14 protein-coding genes and 1 pseudogene are annotated in these 16,377 nt (G+C 63.1%); 10 read left to right on the top strand and 5 right to left on the bottom strand.

The genetic code is table 11. The features are described 5' to 3' along the window. The first annotated feature begins 5 nt into the window (after window positions 1–5). Window positions 6–733 (top strand): annotated as a pseudogene (locus ABIE49_RS38365) (class I SAM-dependent methyltransferase). Between the two features lie 52 nt (window positions 734–785). On the opposite strand, the gene ABIE49_RS38360 reads toward ABIE49_RS38365, so the two are convergent. The 3 genes from ABIE49_RS38360 to ABIE49_RS38350 all read right to left on the bottom strand — a co-directional run bounded on the left by ABIE49_RS38360 (window position 786) and on the right by ABIE49_RS38350 (window position 3,428). Continuing rightward, a complete protein-coding gene (locus ABIE49_RS38360) occupies window positions 786–1,316 on the bottom strand; it encodes a hypothetical protein (protein WP_192740709.1) in 531 nt (176 codons plus the stop codon). 126 nt (window positions 1,317–1,442) lie between these two features. Beyond that, entirely contained in the window at window positions 1,443–1,895 is a 453-nt protein-coding gene (locus ABIE49_RS38355) for a DNA polymerase III subunit chi (RefSeq protein ID WP_192740710.1), read from the bottom strand. A gap of 33 nt (window positions 1,896–1,928) precedes the next feature. Then, window positions 1,929–3,428, bottom strand: coding sequence for a leucyl aminopeptidase (locus tag ABIE49_RS38350; RefSeq protein ID WP_192740711.1), 1,500 nt, complete (start codon window positions 3,426–3,428; stop codon window positions 1,929–1,931). 361 nt (window positions 3,429–3,789) lie between these two features. Here ABIE49_RS38350 and lptF point away from each other — a divergent pair, with 361 nt between their 5' ends. The 8 genes from lptF (at window position 3,790) to ABIE49_RS38310 (ending at window position 13,211) form a co-directional block, all read left to right on the top strand. Then, a complete protein-coding gene (lptF, locus tag ABIE49_RS38345) occupies window positions 3,790–4,956 on the top strand; it encodes an LPS export ABC transporter permease LptF (protein WP_192740712.1) in 1,167 nt (388 codons plus the stop codon). Next, complete coding sequence (lptG, locus tag ABIE49_RS38340; RefSeq protein WP_192740713.1) at window positions 4,953–6,050, top strand: LPS export ABC transporter permease LptG; 1,098 nt, start codon at window positions 4,953–4,955, stop codon at window positions 6,048–6,050. Before lptF ends, lptG begins: the two co-directional genes overlap by 4 nt. A gap of 98 nt (window positions 6,051–6,148) precedes the next feature. Next, a complete protein-coding gene (locus tag ABIE49_RS38335; protein WP_192740714.1) occupies window positions 6,149–8,548 on the top strand; it encodes an LPS-assembly protein LptD in 2,400 nt (799 codons plus the stop codon). Between the two features lie 92 nt (window positions 8,549–8,640). After that, window positions 8,641–9,588 (top strand): SurA N-terminal domain-containing protein, encoded by a 948-nt coding sequence (locus ABIE49_RS38330; protein ID WP_502915965.1) that lies wholly within the window; start codon window positions 8,641–8,643, stop codon window positions 9,586–9,588. 3 nt (window positions 9,589–9,591) lie between these two features. Beyond that, on the top strand, window positions 9,592–10,596 hold the full coding sequence (gene pdxA, locus ABIE49_RS38325) for a 4-hydroxythreonine-4-phosphate dehydrogenase PdxA (protein ID WP_192740715.1): 1,005 nt from the start codon (window positions 9,592–9,594) through the stop codon (window positions 10,594–10,596). Continuing rightward, entirely contained in the window at window positions 10,593–11,459 is an 867-nt protein-coding gene (rsmA, locus tag ABIE49_RS38320) for a 16S rRNA (adenine(1518)-N(6)/adenine(1519)-N(6))-dimethyltransferase RsmA (RefSeq protein WP_192740716.1), read from the top strand. The genes pdxA and rsmA overlap by 4 nt, the downstream gene beginning before the upstream one ends. Window positions 11,460–11,471: 12 nt before the next feature. Next, entirely contained in the window at window positions 11,472–12,530 is a 1,059-nt protein-coding gene (locus ABIE49_RS38315) for an alcohol dehydrogenase (RefSeq protein ID WP_192740717.1), read from the top strand. Between the two features lie 456 nt (window positions 12,531–12,986). Further along, on the top strand, window positions 12,987–13,211 hold the full coding sequence (locus ABIE49_RS38310) for a hypothetical protein (protein WP_192740718.1): 225 nt from the start codon (window positions 12,987–12,989) through the stop codon (window positions 13,209–13,211). A 165-nt stretch (window positions 13,212–13,376) separates the two neighbouring features. On the opposite strand, the gene ABIE49_RS38305 is transcribed toward ABIE49_RS38310, so the two are convergent. Further along, complete coding sequence (locus ABIE49_RS38305; protein WP_192740719.1) at window positions 13,377–13,859, bottom strand: Lrp/AsnC family transcriptional regulator; 483 nt, start codon at window positions 13,857–13,859, stop codon at window positions 13,377–13,379. A gap of 112 nt (window positions 13,860–13,971) precedes the next feature. Here ABIE49_RS38305 and ABIE49_RS38300 point away from each other — a divergent pair, with 112 nt between their 5' ends. After that, entirely contained in the window at window positions 13,972–14,511 is a 540-nt protein-coding gene (locus ABIE49_RS38300) for an RBBP9/YdeN family alpha/beta hydrolase (RefSeq protein ID WP_192740720.1), read from the top strand. A 55-nt stretch (window positions 14,512–14,566) separates the two neighbouring features. Here ABIE49_RS38300 and ABIE49_RS38295 read toward each other — a convergent pair whose 3' ends face one another. Then, window positions 14,567–16,243 (bottom strand): tannase/feruloyl esterase family alpha/beta hydrolase, encoded by a 1,677-nt coding sequence (locus tag ABIE49_RS38295; RefSeq protein WP_192740721.1) that lies wholly within the window; start codon window positions 16,241–16,243, stop codon window positions 14,567–14,569. Between the last annotated feature and the right edge of the window lie 134 nt (window positions 16,244–16,377).

Genomic DNA, 16,377 nt, shown 5'->3' with positions numbered 1-16,377 from the left:
CGAGAATGGCGCAGAATATCTACGACAATCCCGAGTTTTTTGCCGGCTACAGCAATTTGCGCCGCTCAGTGTACGGGCTCGACGGCGCCCCTGAATGGCCCGCGATACGCACGCGCCTTCCGAATTTGGGCGGCAAGCGGATCGTCGATCTCGGCTGCGGTTTCGGCTGGTTCGCCCGATGGGCGAAGATGCAAGGCGCAGCACATATCCTCGCGCTGGATATTTCCGAGAACATGATTGCTCGAGCCACAGCCGATACAAGCGATCCGGACATCGAATATGCGATCGCTGACCTCGATCATCTCGATCTACCCGAAGCCTCGTTCGATCTGGCTTATAGTTCGCTTGCGTTTCACTACGTACGGGATTTCGAAAGGCTGGTTCGGACGGTGCATCGCTCGCTCACGTCAGGCGCGCACCTCGTCTTCACTATCGAGCATCCAATATACATGGCGCCGACCCGTCCGGGCTGGTCGGTTGATGGTGATGGCCGCAGGACGTGGCCGGTCAATCAATATTCCGTCGAAGGTCCCGAAGGACAGATTGGCTCGCGAAAGACGTGCTGAAATATCACCGGACGATCGGCACAACGCTAAACACCCTGATCGGTGCCCACTTCACGATCCGACATGTTCAGGAGTGGAGTCCTGCAGACGATGAGATTGCCAGCAACCCTGATCTGGCCGAAGAACTGGAGCGGCCGATGATGTTGTTGGTGATCGCTCAACGCTGATCGGATGCTACCTCCCCGGCGGGTTGGTGATCCAAACTTCCACCGATCCGGCTTACGTCGCCGCCGGCTTTCGCTTCGGCTTGGCGCCCCTCGGCTGTTGCACCGGCTCGGGCCCGCGTTCGATCGACGACAGACGTCCGGCGGTGAAGGTGTAGATGCCGGCGCGCTGGCCGCGCGAATAGGTGACGACAGCAACGCGGTCGCCGCGGGGATTATTCGAGAAATTGACGCTGTCGGGCGGGCCGATGCCGCGGACCACGTCGCATTCGGTATGGCCGAGCGCGACGCTACCGGTCGTCGAGGGCGGCGTGCCGGCCTGCGCATTGGCGTCGGCCGCACCTGATGGCGGCGCCATTCCCGGACAGGCGCCGTCGGCGGAGACGATATCTTCCGCCGTGACCGGCTTGTCCGGGGTCAGCGGCGGCGTCTCGATCGAAATGTTTTTGACGAAGACGCGGCCGGGACGCGAGAACCAGTCGGCATCCTTCGAAAGCAGGTCGGGCGCGCCGCTGCAGCCCGCGATCACGGGACCGAGCAGAAGCAACGCCAGCAATGGCTTTCGATTGAACGTTCCGTCTCGCACGCTAGACCCAGGCTCCCCCGCCCTTGATATGTAACTACTTGTCCCAACATCACTTTGCGGCACGACCATGGCTACCCACAAGCCCGCCGGAAGAAAGTTCAAATTATCATTAATTGTCTTATATCGCTATTGCCGGCGCTGCCAGCGGCCCCGCTCGTCGGCCTGCCAATAGGTCACCTCGAAGCCGCGGGCCTTGCAATCGGTCCAGACGCCGCGCGCCGCGGTCAGCGCGTCGGAATCGTCGCCGTTGAAAACCAGCACCAGGCGCTCGTAGCTGTCGGAATCGGTAGGCAGCGCGGCATTGTCGATCAGGAACCTGACATTGGCGCGGTTCGGATTGCCCTCCTCAGTCGAAAGGATGATGGGCTGATCCGGCGCGTCGGCGGCGCGCCAGGTGGCGTGCGGCAGGAACGAATCGTCACTGTAGGTCCACAGATGCGCATCGAGCGCATCGGTGCGTTCCTGCGATGTCGATTGCACGACCACGCGCCAGCCGCGCTCCAGCGACTTTTCCAGGAGCGGCGGCAGGACGCTTTCGAGCGACATGTTCTGCAAATGGTAGAACAGGACTTCCGTCATGCAGTTCTCAGCTCTTCCGCTGCTATTGCGCTGCTATTTTTTGGCTTCGTAATATTCCGAGACCAGCCGGTCGAGCAGACGAACGCCGTAGCCGGAACCCCAGCTGTGATTGATCTCGGTTTTCGGCGCGCCCATCGCGGTTCCCGCGATGTCGAGATGCGCCCACGGCGTATCGTCGACGAAACGCTGCAGGAACTGGGCGGCGGTGATCGAGCCGCCGTACCGTGCACCGGCATTCTTCATGTCGGCAAACTGCGAATCCATAAGCTTGTCGTATTCCGGACCGAGCGGCAGACGCCAGACTTTCTCACCAGTCTCAAGGCCCGCCTTCCTCAGCCGTTCCGACAACTCGTCATTGTTGGAGAACAGGCCGGCATGCTCGGTGCCGAGCGCGACCATGATCGCGCCGGTCAGCGTGGCCAGGTCGACCATGAATTTCGGCTTGAACTTCTTGTTGACGTGCCAGAGCATGTCGGCCAGCACGAGCCGGCCTTCGGCATCGGTGTTGATGATCTCGATGGTCTGCCCCGACATCGAGGTCACGATGTCGCCGGGACGCTGGGCATTGCCGTCAGGCATGTTCTCGACGAGGCCGATGGCGCCGACGACGTTGATCTTGGCCTTGCGCGCCGCCAGCGCATGCATCAGGCCGACGACGCAGGCAGCTCCCCCCATGTCGCCTTTCATGTCTTCCATGCTGGCGGCGCCTTTGATGGAAATGCCGCCGGTGTCGAAACAGACGCCCTTGCCGATGAAGGCAACCGGCTGCTCGCCCTTTTTGCCGCCGTTCCAGCGCATGATCACGGTGCGGCTGGGCTGCGTCGAACCCTGGCCGACGCCGAGCAGCGCACCCATGCCGAGCTTGGTCATCGCCTTGACGTCGAGCACCTCGACATTGACGCCGACCTTCTTGAGCTGACTGGCTCGGCGCGCGAACTCGATCGGGAAAAGCACGTTCGGCGGCTCGTTGACGAGCTCGCGCGCGATGATCACGCCGTCGACGACGTGCGATTCCGGCGCGAAGGCTTTGCGAGCGGCGGCAACGTCAGCCACCGCAATCGAAACGTCTGATCGCAAGGCGCCGTTTTCGTCCTTTTTCTTGGTCTTGTAGCGGTCGAATTTATAGGCGCGCAGCCGGACGCCCGCCGCGACGGCGGCGGCCTGATCAGACTGCATCGCACCATCGGGCAGTTCGGCGATGATGGTGACGGCGTCGCTGGCGGCATTGAGCTTGCCGGCGGTAACGCCGCCGAATTTGAGAAAATCCTTCTCCTTCAGCGCCGACGGTTTGCCGAGACCGACGACGATCAGCCGCGGCGCCTTGATTCCCTCCGGCGCCAGAATATCCAGCGCCGCGCCGCTTTTGCCCTTGAACTGGTTGGCCGCCGCCGCCCGCTTGACGGTGTCGGCCGCCGACCCCAGCGCCTTGCGGGTCGCCGCGCCGAACTTCAGCGCATCGTCGCAAAACACCACCAGAATGCCGCGAACCGCCGCGGAAAACGGGACAAAGCCGACCTTGACGGCGTCGGACATAGGCAATTCCTCCAGAATTCAGGGCTGATTGCGGGACCGGAAACGGTCCCAAGGATACACGGAGCGGTATTCAGAATGGTCTCTTGGCGGCGGTCCCGATCAGCCGGGACCTTGATTTGCCACACTATGGCCTGTCAGCCGCGGCGCTGCCAAGCGCCTGCGTGGCCCCAAGGCCACAGGCGCCGAATAATTAACCATATCCTAAGGGTGCCACGGCCCGGCCATTTTGTTGACGGATCAAAGGGATGGTAGTGAGAGTGGAGACGGCTGAAAGGCTGGCGGCGCGACCTTGGGGATCCCGGTTTCGGGATTGGTCGCAAGCCGCTCTTTTGGCACGCTAGGTGGGATCGTGCGGTAAACGATGGGGTCTATCGACAAGTATATCTTCCGCACGACGCTTGCGTCGTTTGCGCTGGTCCTGGTCAGCCTGACGGGCGTGATCTGGATTACGCAGGCGTTGCGCGGAATCGACCTGATGACCAGCCAGGGTCAGACCATCATCACCTTCCTCGGCATCACCAGCCTGGTGATTCCCGCGCTGGTTCTGATCATCGCGCCGATCGCGCTGATGATCGCGGTCTCGCACACGCTGAACAAGCTCGCCACCGATTCCGAGATCATCGTGATGAACGCCGCCGGCTTCTCGCCGTTCCGGCTGTTCCGTCCCTTCTTCTACGCCACCTGCGTGGTGGCGCTGATGGTCGCCTTTATCGGCGCCTATCTCGCTCCCGACGGCATGCGCCGGATCAAGCAATGGGACGCCGAGATCACCGCGGACGTGCTGACCAACATCCTGCAGCCCGGTCGCTTCGCCCAGCTCGACCAGAACCTGACGATTCGCATCCGCGAACGCCTGCCGGGCGGCGTGCTCGCCGGCATCTTCGTCGACGATCGCCGCGATCCGAAAGAACGCGTCACCATCATCGCCGATCACGGCACGGTGCTGAAGAACGAGAACGGCTCCTACCTGGTGCTGGAAGACGGCAATCTCGAACGATTCGAGGCGGGCAAACGCGACCCCGCGCTGGTGGCGTTCGGGCGCTACGCATTCGACATGTCGAAATTCTCCAATCAGCGCGACGCGGTGCTGGGGATTCGCGAACGCTACCTCTGGGAACTGGTTTCGCCCGATGAAAACGATCCGGTGTTCAAGAGATTGGGCGGGCAATTCTACGCCGAATTGCACGACCGCTTGATGGCGCCGGTGTATCCGTTCGCGTTCGCGGTCCTGACGTTCGCGTTCCTGGGCACGCCACGCACCACGCGGCAGAGCCGCAACTTTTCGATCGGCGGTTCGATTATCGCGGTGTTCGGCCTGCGCATGGCCGGATTTGCCTGCTCCGTCATGGCGGTGAAAAATCCCACCGCCGCGCTGGTCCAGTACTTGATGCTGTTCGCATCGATCGGCGTCGGGTTGTGGATGATTGTCGGCGGCGTGGTGGTGGAACCGCCGGCCGCACTGATCGAGGCGATCAACAAATCGAATGCGCGCCTGGCGCGGCTCTTTGGACGGCCGGCCACAGCATGAGCATGTTGACCAATACGCTCGGGCGATACTTCGCCGGCCGCTTCCTGGTCGCGGCGGTGGGCGTGTTTGCGAGCATCTTCGTACTGCTGGTGCTGGTCGATTACATCGAGATGGTGCGCAAGACCTCGGGGCTGGCGTCGGCGTCGGCGATCACGGTCGCGCAGACGTCGCTGTACCGCGTGCCGCAGCTGCTCGAAAAGCTGATGCCGTTCTGCGTCCTGATCGGCGCGATGACCTGCTACCTCGCGCTGTCGCGGCGGCTCGAACTCGTGGTGGCGCGCGCCGCCGGCGTCTCCGCCTGGCAATTCATCGCCCCCGCGCTGGCCAGCGCGATCATCCTCGGGACCATCGCCACGGTCGCCTACAACCCGATGTCGGCCAACCTGCGCGAACTTTCCAAGCGGATGGAAGCGGAGCTGTTCGGCTCCGCACCCGGCGGCGGCATCCAGGACGCTGCCGGATTCTGGCTGAACCAGATCAACAGCGAGGGCCAGACCATCATCAACGCCGCCCGCAGCGAGCGTCAGGGCGTGCGGCTGACCGGTCTCACGGTGTTCCGGTTCGATACAAACCTGCAGTTCAAGGAACGAATCGAGGCCCGCGAGGCGGCTCTGGAAGAAGGCCGCTGGGCGTTCAAATCAGTGCGCCGATACTCCCTCGACAAGCCGCCGATCGAACAGGAAAACCTGTACATCACGACCACCCTGACGCCGGCCCAGATTCGCAACAGTTTCTCGACCCCGGAAACTGTGTCCTTTTGGCAACTCCCCGGCTATATCCGATCTTCGGAGAGCTCGGGATTTGCGACCGCCGGCTACCGTTTGCAGTATCACAAGCTCATCGCACAGCCGTTTTTGCTGGCTGCAATGGTGATGTTGGCGGCGTCGGTCAGTCTTCGCTTCTTCCGGATGGGCGGCGTGCAAAAGATGGTTTTGAGTGGCGTGGGTGCGGGCTTTCTGCTCTACGTTCTGTCGAAAGTAACTGAGGATTTGAGCAAGGCTGAGTTGATGCATCCCATCGCTGCGGCGTGGTTGCCCGTCTGCGTGGGCGGCCTCACCGGTTTTTTGGCCTTGCTGTACCAGGAGGACGGGTAGTGGCCGTTGTCGCCGCCCGCCAGTTGAGGTCGCCTGCGTTCAGGCGGCGCAGCCCGCTGCGCCGCTATCGGAGCCGCTTGGCCACCGTTGGCGTCCCAATGATCGCCCTGCTCGCCGGCTTGGCGCTCGCAGGCGTGATGGTGCTTGCCTGGACGGCACCCGCCTCGGCGCAAGGCTTCACCTACAATCCGCGGCCGCCCAAAGCGCCGCCCCGGCCCGCCAACAACAACGGGCAAATGCTCGTGCAGGCCGTCGAGGTCGATTACGACTACAACAACCAGCGTGTGTCCGCGGTCGGCAACGTGCAGATGTTCTACAACGGCACCAGCGTCGAGGCCGACAAGGTCATCTACGACCAGAAGACCAAGCGCCTGCACGCCGAGGGCAACATCCGCCTGACGGACGCCGAAGGCAAAGTCACCTACGCCAACATCATGGATCTGAGCGACGACTACCGTGACGGCTTCGTCGATTCGCTGCGCGTCGACACCGAGGATGCGACGCGGATGGCGGCAACCCGTGCCGACCGGACCAGCGGCAATTACACCGTGTTCGAAAACGGCGTGTATACCGCCTGCGCGCCCTGCAAGGACGATCCGAAGAAGCCGCCTTTGTGGCAGGTCAAGGGTGCACGCATCATCCACGACCAGACCGAGAAGATGCTGTATTTCGAGAACGCGCAGCTCGAATTCTTCGGTGTGCCGATGGCGTATCTGCCGTATTTTTCGACGCCCGATCCCACCGTAAAGCGCAAGACCGGCTTCCTGATGCCGTTCCTCAGCTCGTACACGCCCTACGGCTACGGCATGGAAACGCCGTTCTATTGGGCGATTGCGCCGGACTACGACGCGACCTTCAATCCGCGTATCACGACCCGGCAAGGCGTGCTGTTTCAGGGCGAATTCCGCCAGCGCCTGATGAACGGCTCGTACGCGATCCGCGCCTATGGCATCAACCAGCTCGATCGCAGCGCCTTCACTGGCCAGCCCGGCGACCGCGACCTCCGCGGCGGCGTCGAAACCAAGGGCCAGTTCGCCATCAACGACAAATGGACCTGGGGTTGGGACGGCGTGCTGCTGTCCGACTACTTCTTCATGTCCGACTACCGGCTGGCCCAGTACAGGGATACGTTGGGATCGTTCCTGAGCCTGCCGACCGAAGCGATCTCGCAGCTCTATCTGACCGGCGTCGGCAATCGCAGCTTCTTCGACGCGCGCACGATCTACTACCTCAGCTTCTCCGGCAGCCAGGAGAAGGTTCCGGTCATCCATCCGGTGGTCGACTATTCCAACGTGATCAACAGCCCGATCTTCGGCGGTGAGGTCAGCTACAAGACCAACTTCACCAGCCTGTCGCGCTCGACCGCGGCGTTCGACCCGATCACGACGCTGGCCAACACCAACGCGCTCTGCACCACCGCGTCCGCCGATCCGCTCGCGCGGCTACCTTCGCAATGCCTGCTGCGCGGCATCCCCGGCACCTACACAAGGTTCACCGCGGAAGCGCAGTGGCGGCGGTCGTACACCGACCCCTATGGCCAAATCTGGACGCCGTTCGCGATCGCCCGCGTCGACGCCGTCGATGCCTCGATTTCGAATCAGCCAGGCGTCTCGAATTTCCTGCCCGTCGGCGACACCACCGCGCTGCGCGTGATGCCGACCGTCGGCCTCGAATATCGCTATCCCTTCATCAACGTTCAGCCCTGGGGCACCACCACGATCGAGCCGATCGCGCAGGTCATCATCCGCCCCAACGAGACCTTTGCCGGCAGGCTGCCCAACGAAGACGCGCAGAGCATGGTGTTCGACGCCAGCAATTTGTTCGCGGTGGACAAGTTCTCGGGCTACGACCGCATCGAGGGCGGCGGCCGCGCCAATGTCGGCGTGCAGGCGACCACGCAATTCGACCGCGGTGGCAGCATCAACGTGCTGTTCGGACAATCCTATCAGCTGTTCGGCATGAACTCGTTCGCAGTCGCCGACCTGACCAATACCGGTGTCGATTCCGGCCTGCAGAACACACGTTCCGACTATGTCGCCCGCGTCAATTATTCGCCCAACCGGACCTATACGTTCAGCGTGCGTGGGCGCATGGACGAAGCGACGCTCAACCTCAACCGTTTCGAGGCTGAGGGCCGCGCGTCATTCGACCGCTGGTCGGTCAGCCTGCTGTACGGCAATTACGCGGAGCAGCCAGCCCTCGGATACCTGACCCGGCGCGAGGGCCTGCTCGGTAGCGCATCGGTCAAGCTGGCGACGAACTGGGTAGTGTCGGGTTCAGCACGGTGGGATCTTGAAGCCAACAAGCTCAATCAATACATCATCGGCGCAGGCTATGTGGATGACTGCTTCGTGCTCGCTGCCAATTATGTGACTTCCTATACCTATTCCGCCGGCACCACGCCGCCGGTCCTTAGCCACGGGTTCATGCTTCAGATCGGCCTGCGGACCATCGCGAATTCGTCCACGTCGGCCACCGGCGCCGGCGGCCTTCAGTAGCGTGGGCGAAGCCTTGAACGTGGGAAGCCTTGAACGTAGGAAGCCTTGCAGTTCCCGGCGTATTGCGGATCGAATTGGTTGATGCGCCTGACATGAGCATGAAGACCATCAAGCCTCGACATCATCGCCTCCGGTTCCGGATCGCAGGCTGCTCGGTTGCACTAGCCATGCTCACCAGCAGCGGCACTCACCTGCACGCGCAATCGATCGCCTGCATGGTCACGGGCGAGCCCATCACCAACCTCGATATCGAGCAGCGCACCAAGCTGAACTTCCTGACGACCCGCAAGCAGATGCCCCGCCAGGAAGTGATCGACCAGCTGATCGACGAAAAGGTGAAGATCCGGGAAGCCAAAAAATTCGGTGTCGACCCCACAGCCACTGATATCGATCAGTCCTACGCCCAGATGGGTTCGCGAATGCGGCTCTCGGCTGAGCAGCTGACAAAATCACTGGAAAGCCAGGGCATCCGGCCGGAGACCCTGAAGGCCCGCCTCAAGGCCGAGATGGTTTGGACCAGCCTGGTGCGCGGCCGCTACAAGGAGAGCCTCCAGGTCGGCGAAAAGGAAGTCAACGCCGCCGCCCAGGAAGGCGGCGAGGCAACGAAGGTCGAAGCCTTCGAATACAAGATGCAGCCGATCGTGCTGCTGGTGCCGCGGGGCGCCCCGGCGGGCGCGATCGAAGCGCGGAAAAAGGAAGCCGAAGTGCTGCGCGAGCGCGTCCAGAGCTGCGAGGCGGCCAATTCCTACTTCAAGGCGATGCAGAACGGCACGATCCGCGATTCGGTCACGAAAACATCGGCCGAGCTTGCTCCCCCGTTGCGCGAGATGCTCGACAAGACTCCGATCGGCCATCTGACCCCGCCTGAGATCACCAAACAGGGCGTGGAAATGGTCGCCCTGTGCAGCAGGAAGCCCACCACTGTCGATTCGCCGAAGAAGCGGGAAATCCGCGAAAAGATGTATACCGAGAAGTACGAGGCGAAGCAGAAAGCCTATCTGGCCGAGATCCGCAAAGCCGCAATGATCGAATGTCGTTGATGCATGGCAAAGCCCCTCGCGCTGACATCCGGCGAGCCTGCGGGCATCGGTCCCGACATCGCCATCGCAGCGTGGCTCCGGCGTAACGAACTGGGCCTCCCGCCGTTCTATCTGCTCGGCGATCGCACCTGCTTCGCCGAGCGGGCGAAGGTTCTCGGATTAAAAATCGAACTTGCGGACACCAGTCCGGAGGATGCGGCCACAGCTTTTGCGCGCGCATTGCCTGTCGTGGCGACCGGCGAAGCGGCAACCGCGCCGCCGGGCCAGCCGGATACCACCAGCGCAAGCGCCGCGCTCGCTTCCATCCGCCAGGCGGTTGACTATGTGCGGGCCGGACGGGCCAGCGCTGTGGTCACCAACCCGATCGCCAAGAGCGTGCTGTACCGCGCCGGCTTCCGGCATCCCGGCCATACCGAATTTCTCGCCGAGCTCGCCGCCAATGGCGGGGCGGCACCGCAGCCGGTGATGATGCTGTGGTCGCCGGCGCTCGCGGTGGTGCCGGTGACGATCCATCTATCGGTGCGCGACGCGCTCGCGCAACTCTCGACCGATCTGATCGTGACGACAGCCCGCATCGCGGTGGCCGACCTGAAGGCCCGCTTTGGCCTCGCCAGCCCGCGCCTGGCCGTATCAGGCCTCAATCCGCATGCCGGCGAAGATGGCTCGCTCGGCATGGAAGACATCGAGGTGGTGGCGCCGGCCGTCGACATCCTGCGGCGCGACGGCATCGAGGTCCGGGGGCCGTTGCCCGCCGACACCATGTTCCACGAAGCCGCGCGAAAAACCTACGACTGCGCGATCTGCATGTATCACGATCAGGCGCTGATCCCGATCAAGACCATCGCGTTCGAGGACGCCGTCAACGTCACGCTGGGATTGCCGTTCATCCGCACCTCACCCGATCACGGCACCGCGTTCGACCTCGCCGGCACCGGCCGCGCCAACCCGTCGAGCCTCGTCGCGGCGTTGCGGCTCGCCGCGCGCATGGCGGCGGCCACACCTGAATGAGCGCGATCGACGATCTGCCGCCGCTGCGCGACGTCATCCGCGAACACTCCCTGTCGGCCCGCAAATCACTCGGCCAAAATTTTCTGCTCGACCTCAACCTCACGGCACGGATCGCGCGCGCCGCAGGTCCGCTCGAGGGCGCAACCGTCATCGAGGTCGGCCCCGGCCCCGGCGGGCTGACGCGCGCGTTGCTGGCGCTGGGCGCGCGGCGCGTCATCGCCGTTGAGCGCGACGAACGCGCGCTGGCGCCGCTCGACTATATCGCCAAGCGCTACCCGGGACGGCTCGAGATCGTGCATGCCGACGCGCAGCATTTCGATCCCCGCCCCCTGCTCGGCGGCGAGCCTGCCAAGATCGTCGCCAACCTGCCCTACAACATCGCTACGCAATTATTGGTGGACTGGCTCTCGATCGAACCATGGCCGCCCTGGTACGACATGATGGTGCTGATGTTTCAGCGCGAGGTCGCCGAGCGGATCGTCGCGAAAGAAGACGACGAGGCCTATGGACGGCTCGCCGTGCTCGCCAACTGGCGCGCCGAGACCAAAATCCTGTTCGACATATCGCCGGCCGCCTTCGTGCCGCAGCCCAAGGTTACGTCGTCGGTGGTGCGGCTGGTGCCGCGCAGCGCGCCGGAGCCGTGTGACCGCCGCGCGCTCGAGCAGGTGGCGGCTGCAGCCTTCGGCCAGCGCCGGAAAATGCTGCGTCAGAGCCTCAAATCGCTGTCGGTCGATCCGGCCCGGCTGGCCGCCGCCGCCGGCGTCGATGCAACCCGGCGCGCCGAGACGATCCCGGTTTCCGGCTTTGTTGCCATGGCCCGTGAATTGACCAATATACGAACCACAAAATCAAACGTTCCCTGAGGAGAAAATGCCATGGCGCTGATGCGTCGCCAATCGCTGGTCAAATTCGATGCGCCCCTGTGCGAAACCATCGTCGACACGCCCAAGCCTCAAGGTAACGAAGTCCTGGTCCGCATCGAACGTTGCGGGCTGTGCCACTCCGACCTGCACATCCAGGACGGCTACGCCGATCTCGGCGGCGGCAAGAAGCTCGACACCACGCGCGGCATGACGCTGCCGTTCACGCTCGGCCATGAGATCGCGGGCGTGGTCGAGGAAGTCGGCCCCGATGCGCCGAAGGACCTGATCGGAAAGAAGCAGGCGGTATTCCCCTGGATCGGTTGCGGCCAGTGCCGCGACTGCGCGAACGGCGACGAGAACCTCTGCGTCAAGCAGCGCTTCCTCGGCGTCTCCATCGACGGCGGCTTCGCCAGCCACGTGCTGGTGCCCGACGCTAAATATTTGCTGGATTACGATCCGCTGCCGGTCAACCAGGCCGCGACGTTGATGTGCTCCGGCGTCACCGCCTATGGCGCGCTCAAGCGCCTGGTCGATCGTCCGCGGCAGCGCAATCTGCTGCTGATCGGGCTCGGCGGCGTCGGCATGATGGGGCTGTCATTCGCGCAGGCCATGTTCACGCAGAAGATCGCGGTGGCGGACCTAAGCCCGGCCGCGCGCGAGAGCGCCCTGAAGAACGGCGCCGCGGTTGCTTACGACCCGTCGGAGCCCGACGTGGTCAAGCGCATGATCAAGGAGACCGAGGGCGGCTTCGACGAGATCGTCGACTTTGCCGGCAACGAAAAATCGATGGCCTTTGCGGTCTCGGTCGTGGCGCGTGGCGGCAAGATCGTGGTCTCTGGCCTGATGGGCGGCAATTTCAGCCTGCCGATGGTGCAATGGGTCTACAAGCGCATGACCATCGAAGGCTTCATGGTGGGCACGCTGGCCGAGGCCAAGGAACTGATGGCGCTGGCGCGCGCCGGCAAGATCAAGCCGACGCCGATGAAGGAAGAACCGATGGCCGACGTCCAGAAATGGATCGACGAGTTGCGGGCCGGCAAGGTGGTCGGACGTATCGTGCTGAAGAACTGAGGCGATGCAGGCGCGCAGCGTTGCCATGAATTGCGGCAACAGCGACGCTGTCGCGTCTTCCGAGGCAATACCGGTAAGTTAGATGCACCGTCACCGTAGTTCCACGGAATCGTTGGCGGTGTTTGCTCCTGATCTTTCTTCCACTATTCAACCAGCCAAAGCGAATCTTGTCCGGTCGTTGAATAACAGGCTTGAGGTCAAGCAAGGTATCCTGGGCCGCTTGCGCTTGCCATCGCTTGAAGGTGCGGCGCGTTTTTCGAATCGAGATCGATCTTCTTGCAGCATGCTGCAGCCGAGCGACCCGCAGGTGCCTCGTCGATGTGCACGCGATGATGCGGTCGCGATACCGAAACGCAACAGGCGACCGCAATCAGATGTCGCGCGCGGAATTGTAATGAAGGAACCAAACAGACTCAGGTTAGATTCCATGCAGTTGGAATTTGGCAGGGGGATCTAATGCCATACTTCAATTTTGATCTCGTCGTCGGCGCTGAGTTTAAAAACCAGGGCGGCATGATCCTCGAGAACACAGATTACGCGATCGATAAAGCTGATAGCCTCGCGAACGAGCTTTGCATCGTTCGTCCCGAGCTGTGTTCGACAGGATGTGCCGTGCGCGTTACTGACGGGGACAGCAACGAGCTCTACCGCACTCCGCTCGAGACTATCGGCCGCGGATGAAATCGTCCGGTCCTGCACGATGAGCGCATGATCTTGCGAATTGCTGCTCAATTGAGTGGGGGTGGTGGCGCGCGACGGCAAGATGGTCGGGCGCATTGTTCTGAAGAACTGAAGCGAGCCTGCTCGACACAATACGGTGCGAAATGACGACTGACGGAGAAGCCGTCACGCGCCGGCGAGCTGAATCAACTTGCGGCCGATCGGTTTGGGTTGCTCGCTGCGCAGGACCAGCGACGTCGTTACAGAGCCGTGTTTGGCAACAGCGTCCACGATCGTTTCAAGCTGTTGCGGAGACGGCACGAAAACCTTGAGAATGAAACAATCCTCTCCGGTCAGTCGCAGCACCTCCAGGACGTGAGGCATTTCGGAGAACTGCTTCAGGCAGGATTGAATATGTTCGTGGGTGGTGCGCACGCGGATCACGGCCATCATTCGGAGGCCCAGCGCGGCAGGGTTAATTCGAGCGCCATAGCCGGTGATGACGCCTCGCTCCTCCAGTCGCTTGACCCGTTCGGACGTCGCGGGCTGAGAGAGTCCGATTTTCCGGCCAAGCTCTGACATCGCGATACGTCCATCCTCCTGCATGGCTTCGATGATCGCGATGTCTGTGGGATCGAGGGCTACGACGTTGTTTTCTCGGGATGACATGGGGTGAACCTTAAATCCATCGGTGCGCGCGCTTCTTTTCCGATCATTTCCCATTCCCGATCGCAACGGAAGACGTCAACTTTGGCCCGTCACAAGGGATAACGGAGCAGACATGGTTGAGATCATTATGGTGCCGGGGATCGGAGGATCGGGTGAGTTGCACTGGCAAACCCGCTGGGAAGACGCAAACCCGCAATGGCACCGCCTTCAACCCACGGACTGGAATCAGCCCGAACTCGATGACTGGATCGCGGCGCTTGATCGCGCGATCGGTGCAGCCCGGCAGGCGCCCCTCCTCGTCGCTCACAGCCTGGGGTGCCTCTTGGTGGCGCATTGGCAGCAAGTTTCGACGGCGCCAGTGGCTGGCGCATTCCTCGTGGCGGTTCCGAACCCGGAAGCTCGGGCCTTCCCCGTCGAGGCCGCCAGTTTTGCCAATCCGCCGCGGACGGAATTCAGGTTTCCTTCACTCATCGTCGCGAGCGCGGACGACCCCTATGGCACGGTCGAATATGCCCGAGAGAGGGCGAACCAGTGGGGAGGCGGTATCGTCGAGGTTGGAGAACTCGGACATATCAACGAGGCCAGCAAGCTTGAGAACTGGCCGCAGGGCAAGGCATTGTTCGCGGCTTTCGCCGCCGGAACCGCGAACTGATGGCGAGGCAGTTAGGGCACCCGCCTTCAGATCGGATCGAGATTTCTCGCTCGCCTCACCGCGCGCAGACGAAGCTGGCTGCGCTTTTCGAATCGCCCGCCTTGTATTGCGGCCAGGCCGGCCACTGGCACAGCGGCAGTGAGCGTTCGACGGTGATCGGCAGCGCGGGCTGCTGTTCGACTACGACGAGATCGCCAGGTGCGCGGCCTTTTTCGACCCAGTCGACGAGGACCGACAGCATGTCGACGCTCGACGGTGCGCCGCTGCCGACGTGGTCGACGCCGGGCGCGGCATAGAGGCGGGCGAATTCGGCGGTCGCCGCCTCGCCCATCCGCTTCTGCACCTGTTCGAAATAACCGATCCCCGCGTAGGGGCTCTGCGCATAGTCGGCCATGTATTCAAGCATGATGAGCTTGCCGCCACGGGCCTTGAACGCGCTGAGGTCAGGATTGGTCGAATCCATCAGCGCGGAAACCTCGCGCACCCGCTCGGCAAAATCCTCCACCCGGTATTTGCGGACGTCGAAATTCGGATCGCGCGCGAAGATATGCGCGATGCCGCCCGCACCGTAGACCCAGGCGATGCCGTTGGCGGGCAGCGGCGGCAGCGCCGGAGGTGCGGAGCCCAGCCACCACGCGCTCCATCCGCCGGTCGGACCAAAGGATTTCGTCCCCTCACCGGAAACGCCCCAGCCCGGATATTCGGTGACGCCGTTGGCGAGCGCGAACGGGAATTTATAGGGTGAAAGCAGCGTGCGAATGGCGTTGACCTGCGCTTCGCTGAGGCACGCGTCGCCGCTCGTGCCGCTGGCGCAGAGCAGTTTCGCCGGATCGAAGCGCGCCTTGCAGCCGACTGCATCTTCCACCAGGGCGTCGGCGACGCCGTCCTGCGCATCGCAGGCGGCGAGCACCGCATCGTGCACGAGCTTGACCTGCGCCGGGCGAATCCACCCCTCCCCCCAGGTCGCGAGGCCCGCACGGGTGCCGGCGTGCTGCAGACCGACCCAATTGATCACGGGGACGCGGGCGAAGATGCCATCGAAATCGGCAGGGTAACGCTGCGCCATGGTCAGGCCCTCGCGCCCGCCTTCCGAACTGCCGACGAAATACATCCGCTCGGGCTTCGCGCCGTAAGCGCGCTCCATCAGCATGGCGGCAGCGTCGCGCACTTTCTTGTAGGAGGCATGCGCAAAATTGACGAAGGCCTCGTCGTTCGCGGCAAACAGCTGCGGCGGTTCGCCCGGCTTGGTCTCGTGACCGGAGTCAGTGCCGTAGGTCGCAAAGCCCCGCGCCAGCGGCGAGGCGCTGTCGAAGGGGGCGGCCGGCGGCAGGCTGAGCCCTGTGATCAACACGCCGTTGAATCCGCCGCCGCCATACTGCACCGAGCGGCCATTCCACTGCAGCGGCAGATTGAGCTGAAAGCGGATCGGCGGCGCCTTCGGATCGATCGGATCGATATGACCCAGCACCCGGCAGAATTGCGGGGTCGCGGGACTGATGCGGGCGGCTGGGGTTGGTCCGCCCGGCGCGACGGTTAGCGGCTTCGGCTCGGTCAGCGCGGCCGTATCGACCTTGATCGCACCGCTGCCTGCACTGGACAATGCGGCGCATACCGCGACCGGGTCTGCACCGAGAGGCCGCTCGGCCGCAACGGCCAGGGCCGGCAGCGCGAACAGGCCGCATAGAAATACCGTCGTCGTGATTGCCCGCGATACGGCAAACTTCGTGCTCATGCGATCCTCCCGCGGACCGCTCTTTTTGGGTCCTGTCAGGCGAAAACTGCCACAAAGCCCGACCGGCGTCACGCCTCGGCCTTGCAGCGACGCACCGCACCGCGCAGCGAACTGTCGAAGCATTAGGCCGCACC

Source organism: Bradyrhizobium sp. OAE829 (assembly GCF_040546575.1).
In the GTDB taxonomy this organism is placed as follows: domain Bacteria; phylum Pseudomonadota; class Alphaproteobacteria; order Rhizobiales; family Xanthobacteraceae; genus Bradyrhizobium.
Note: the sequence above shows the minus strand (reverse complement) of the source record. Positions and strands in the feature narration are given on the sequence as shown.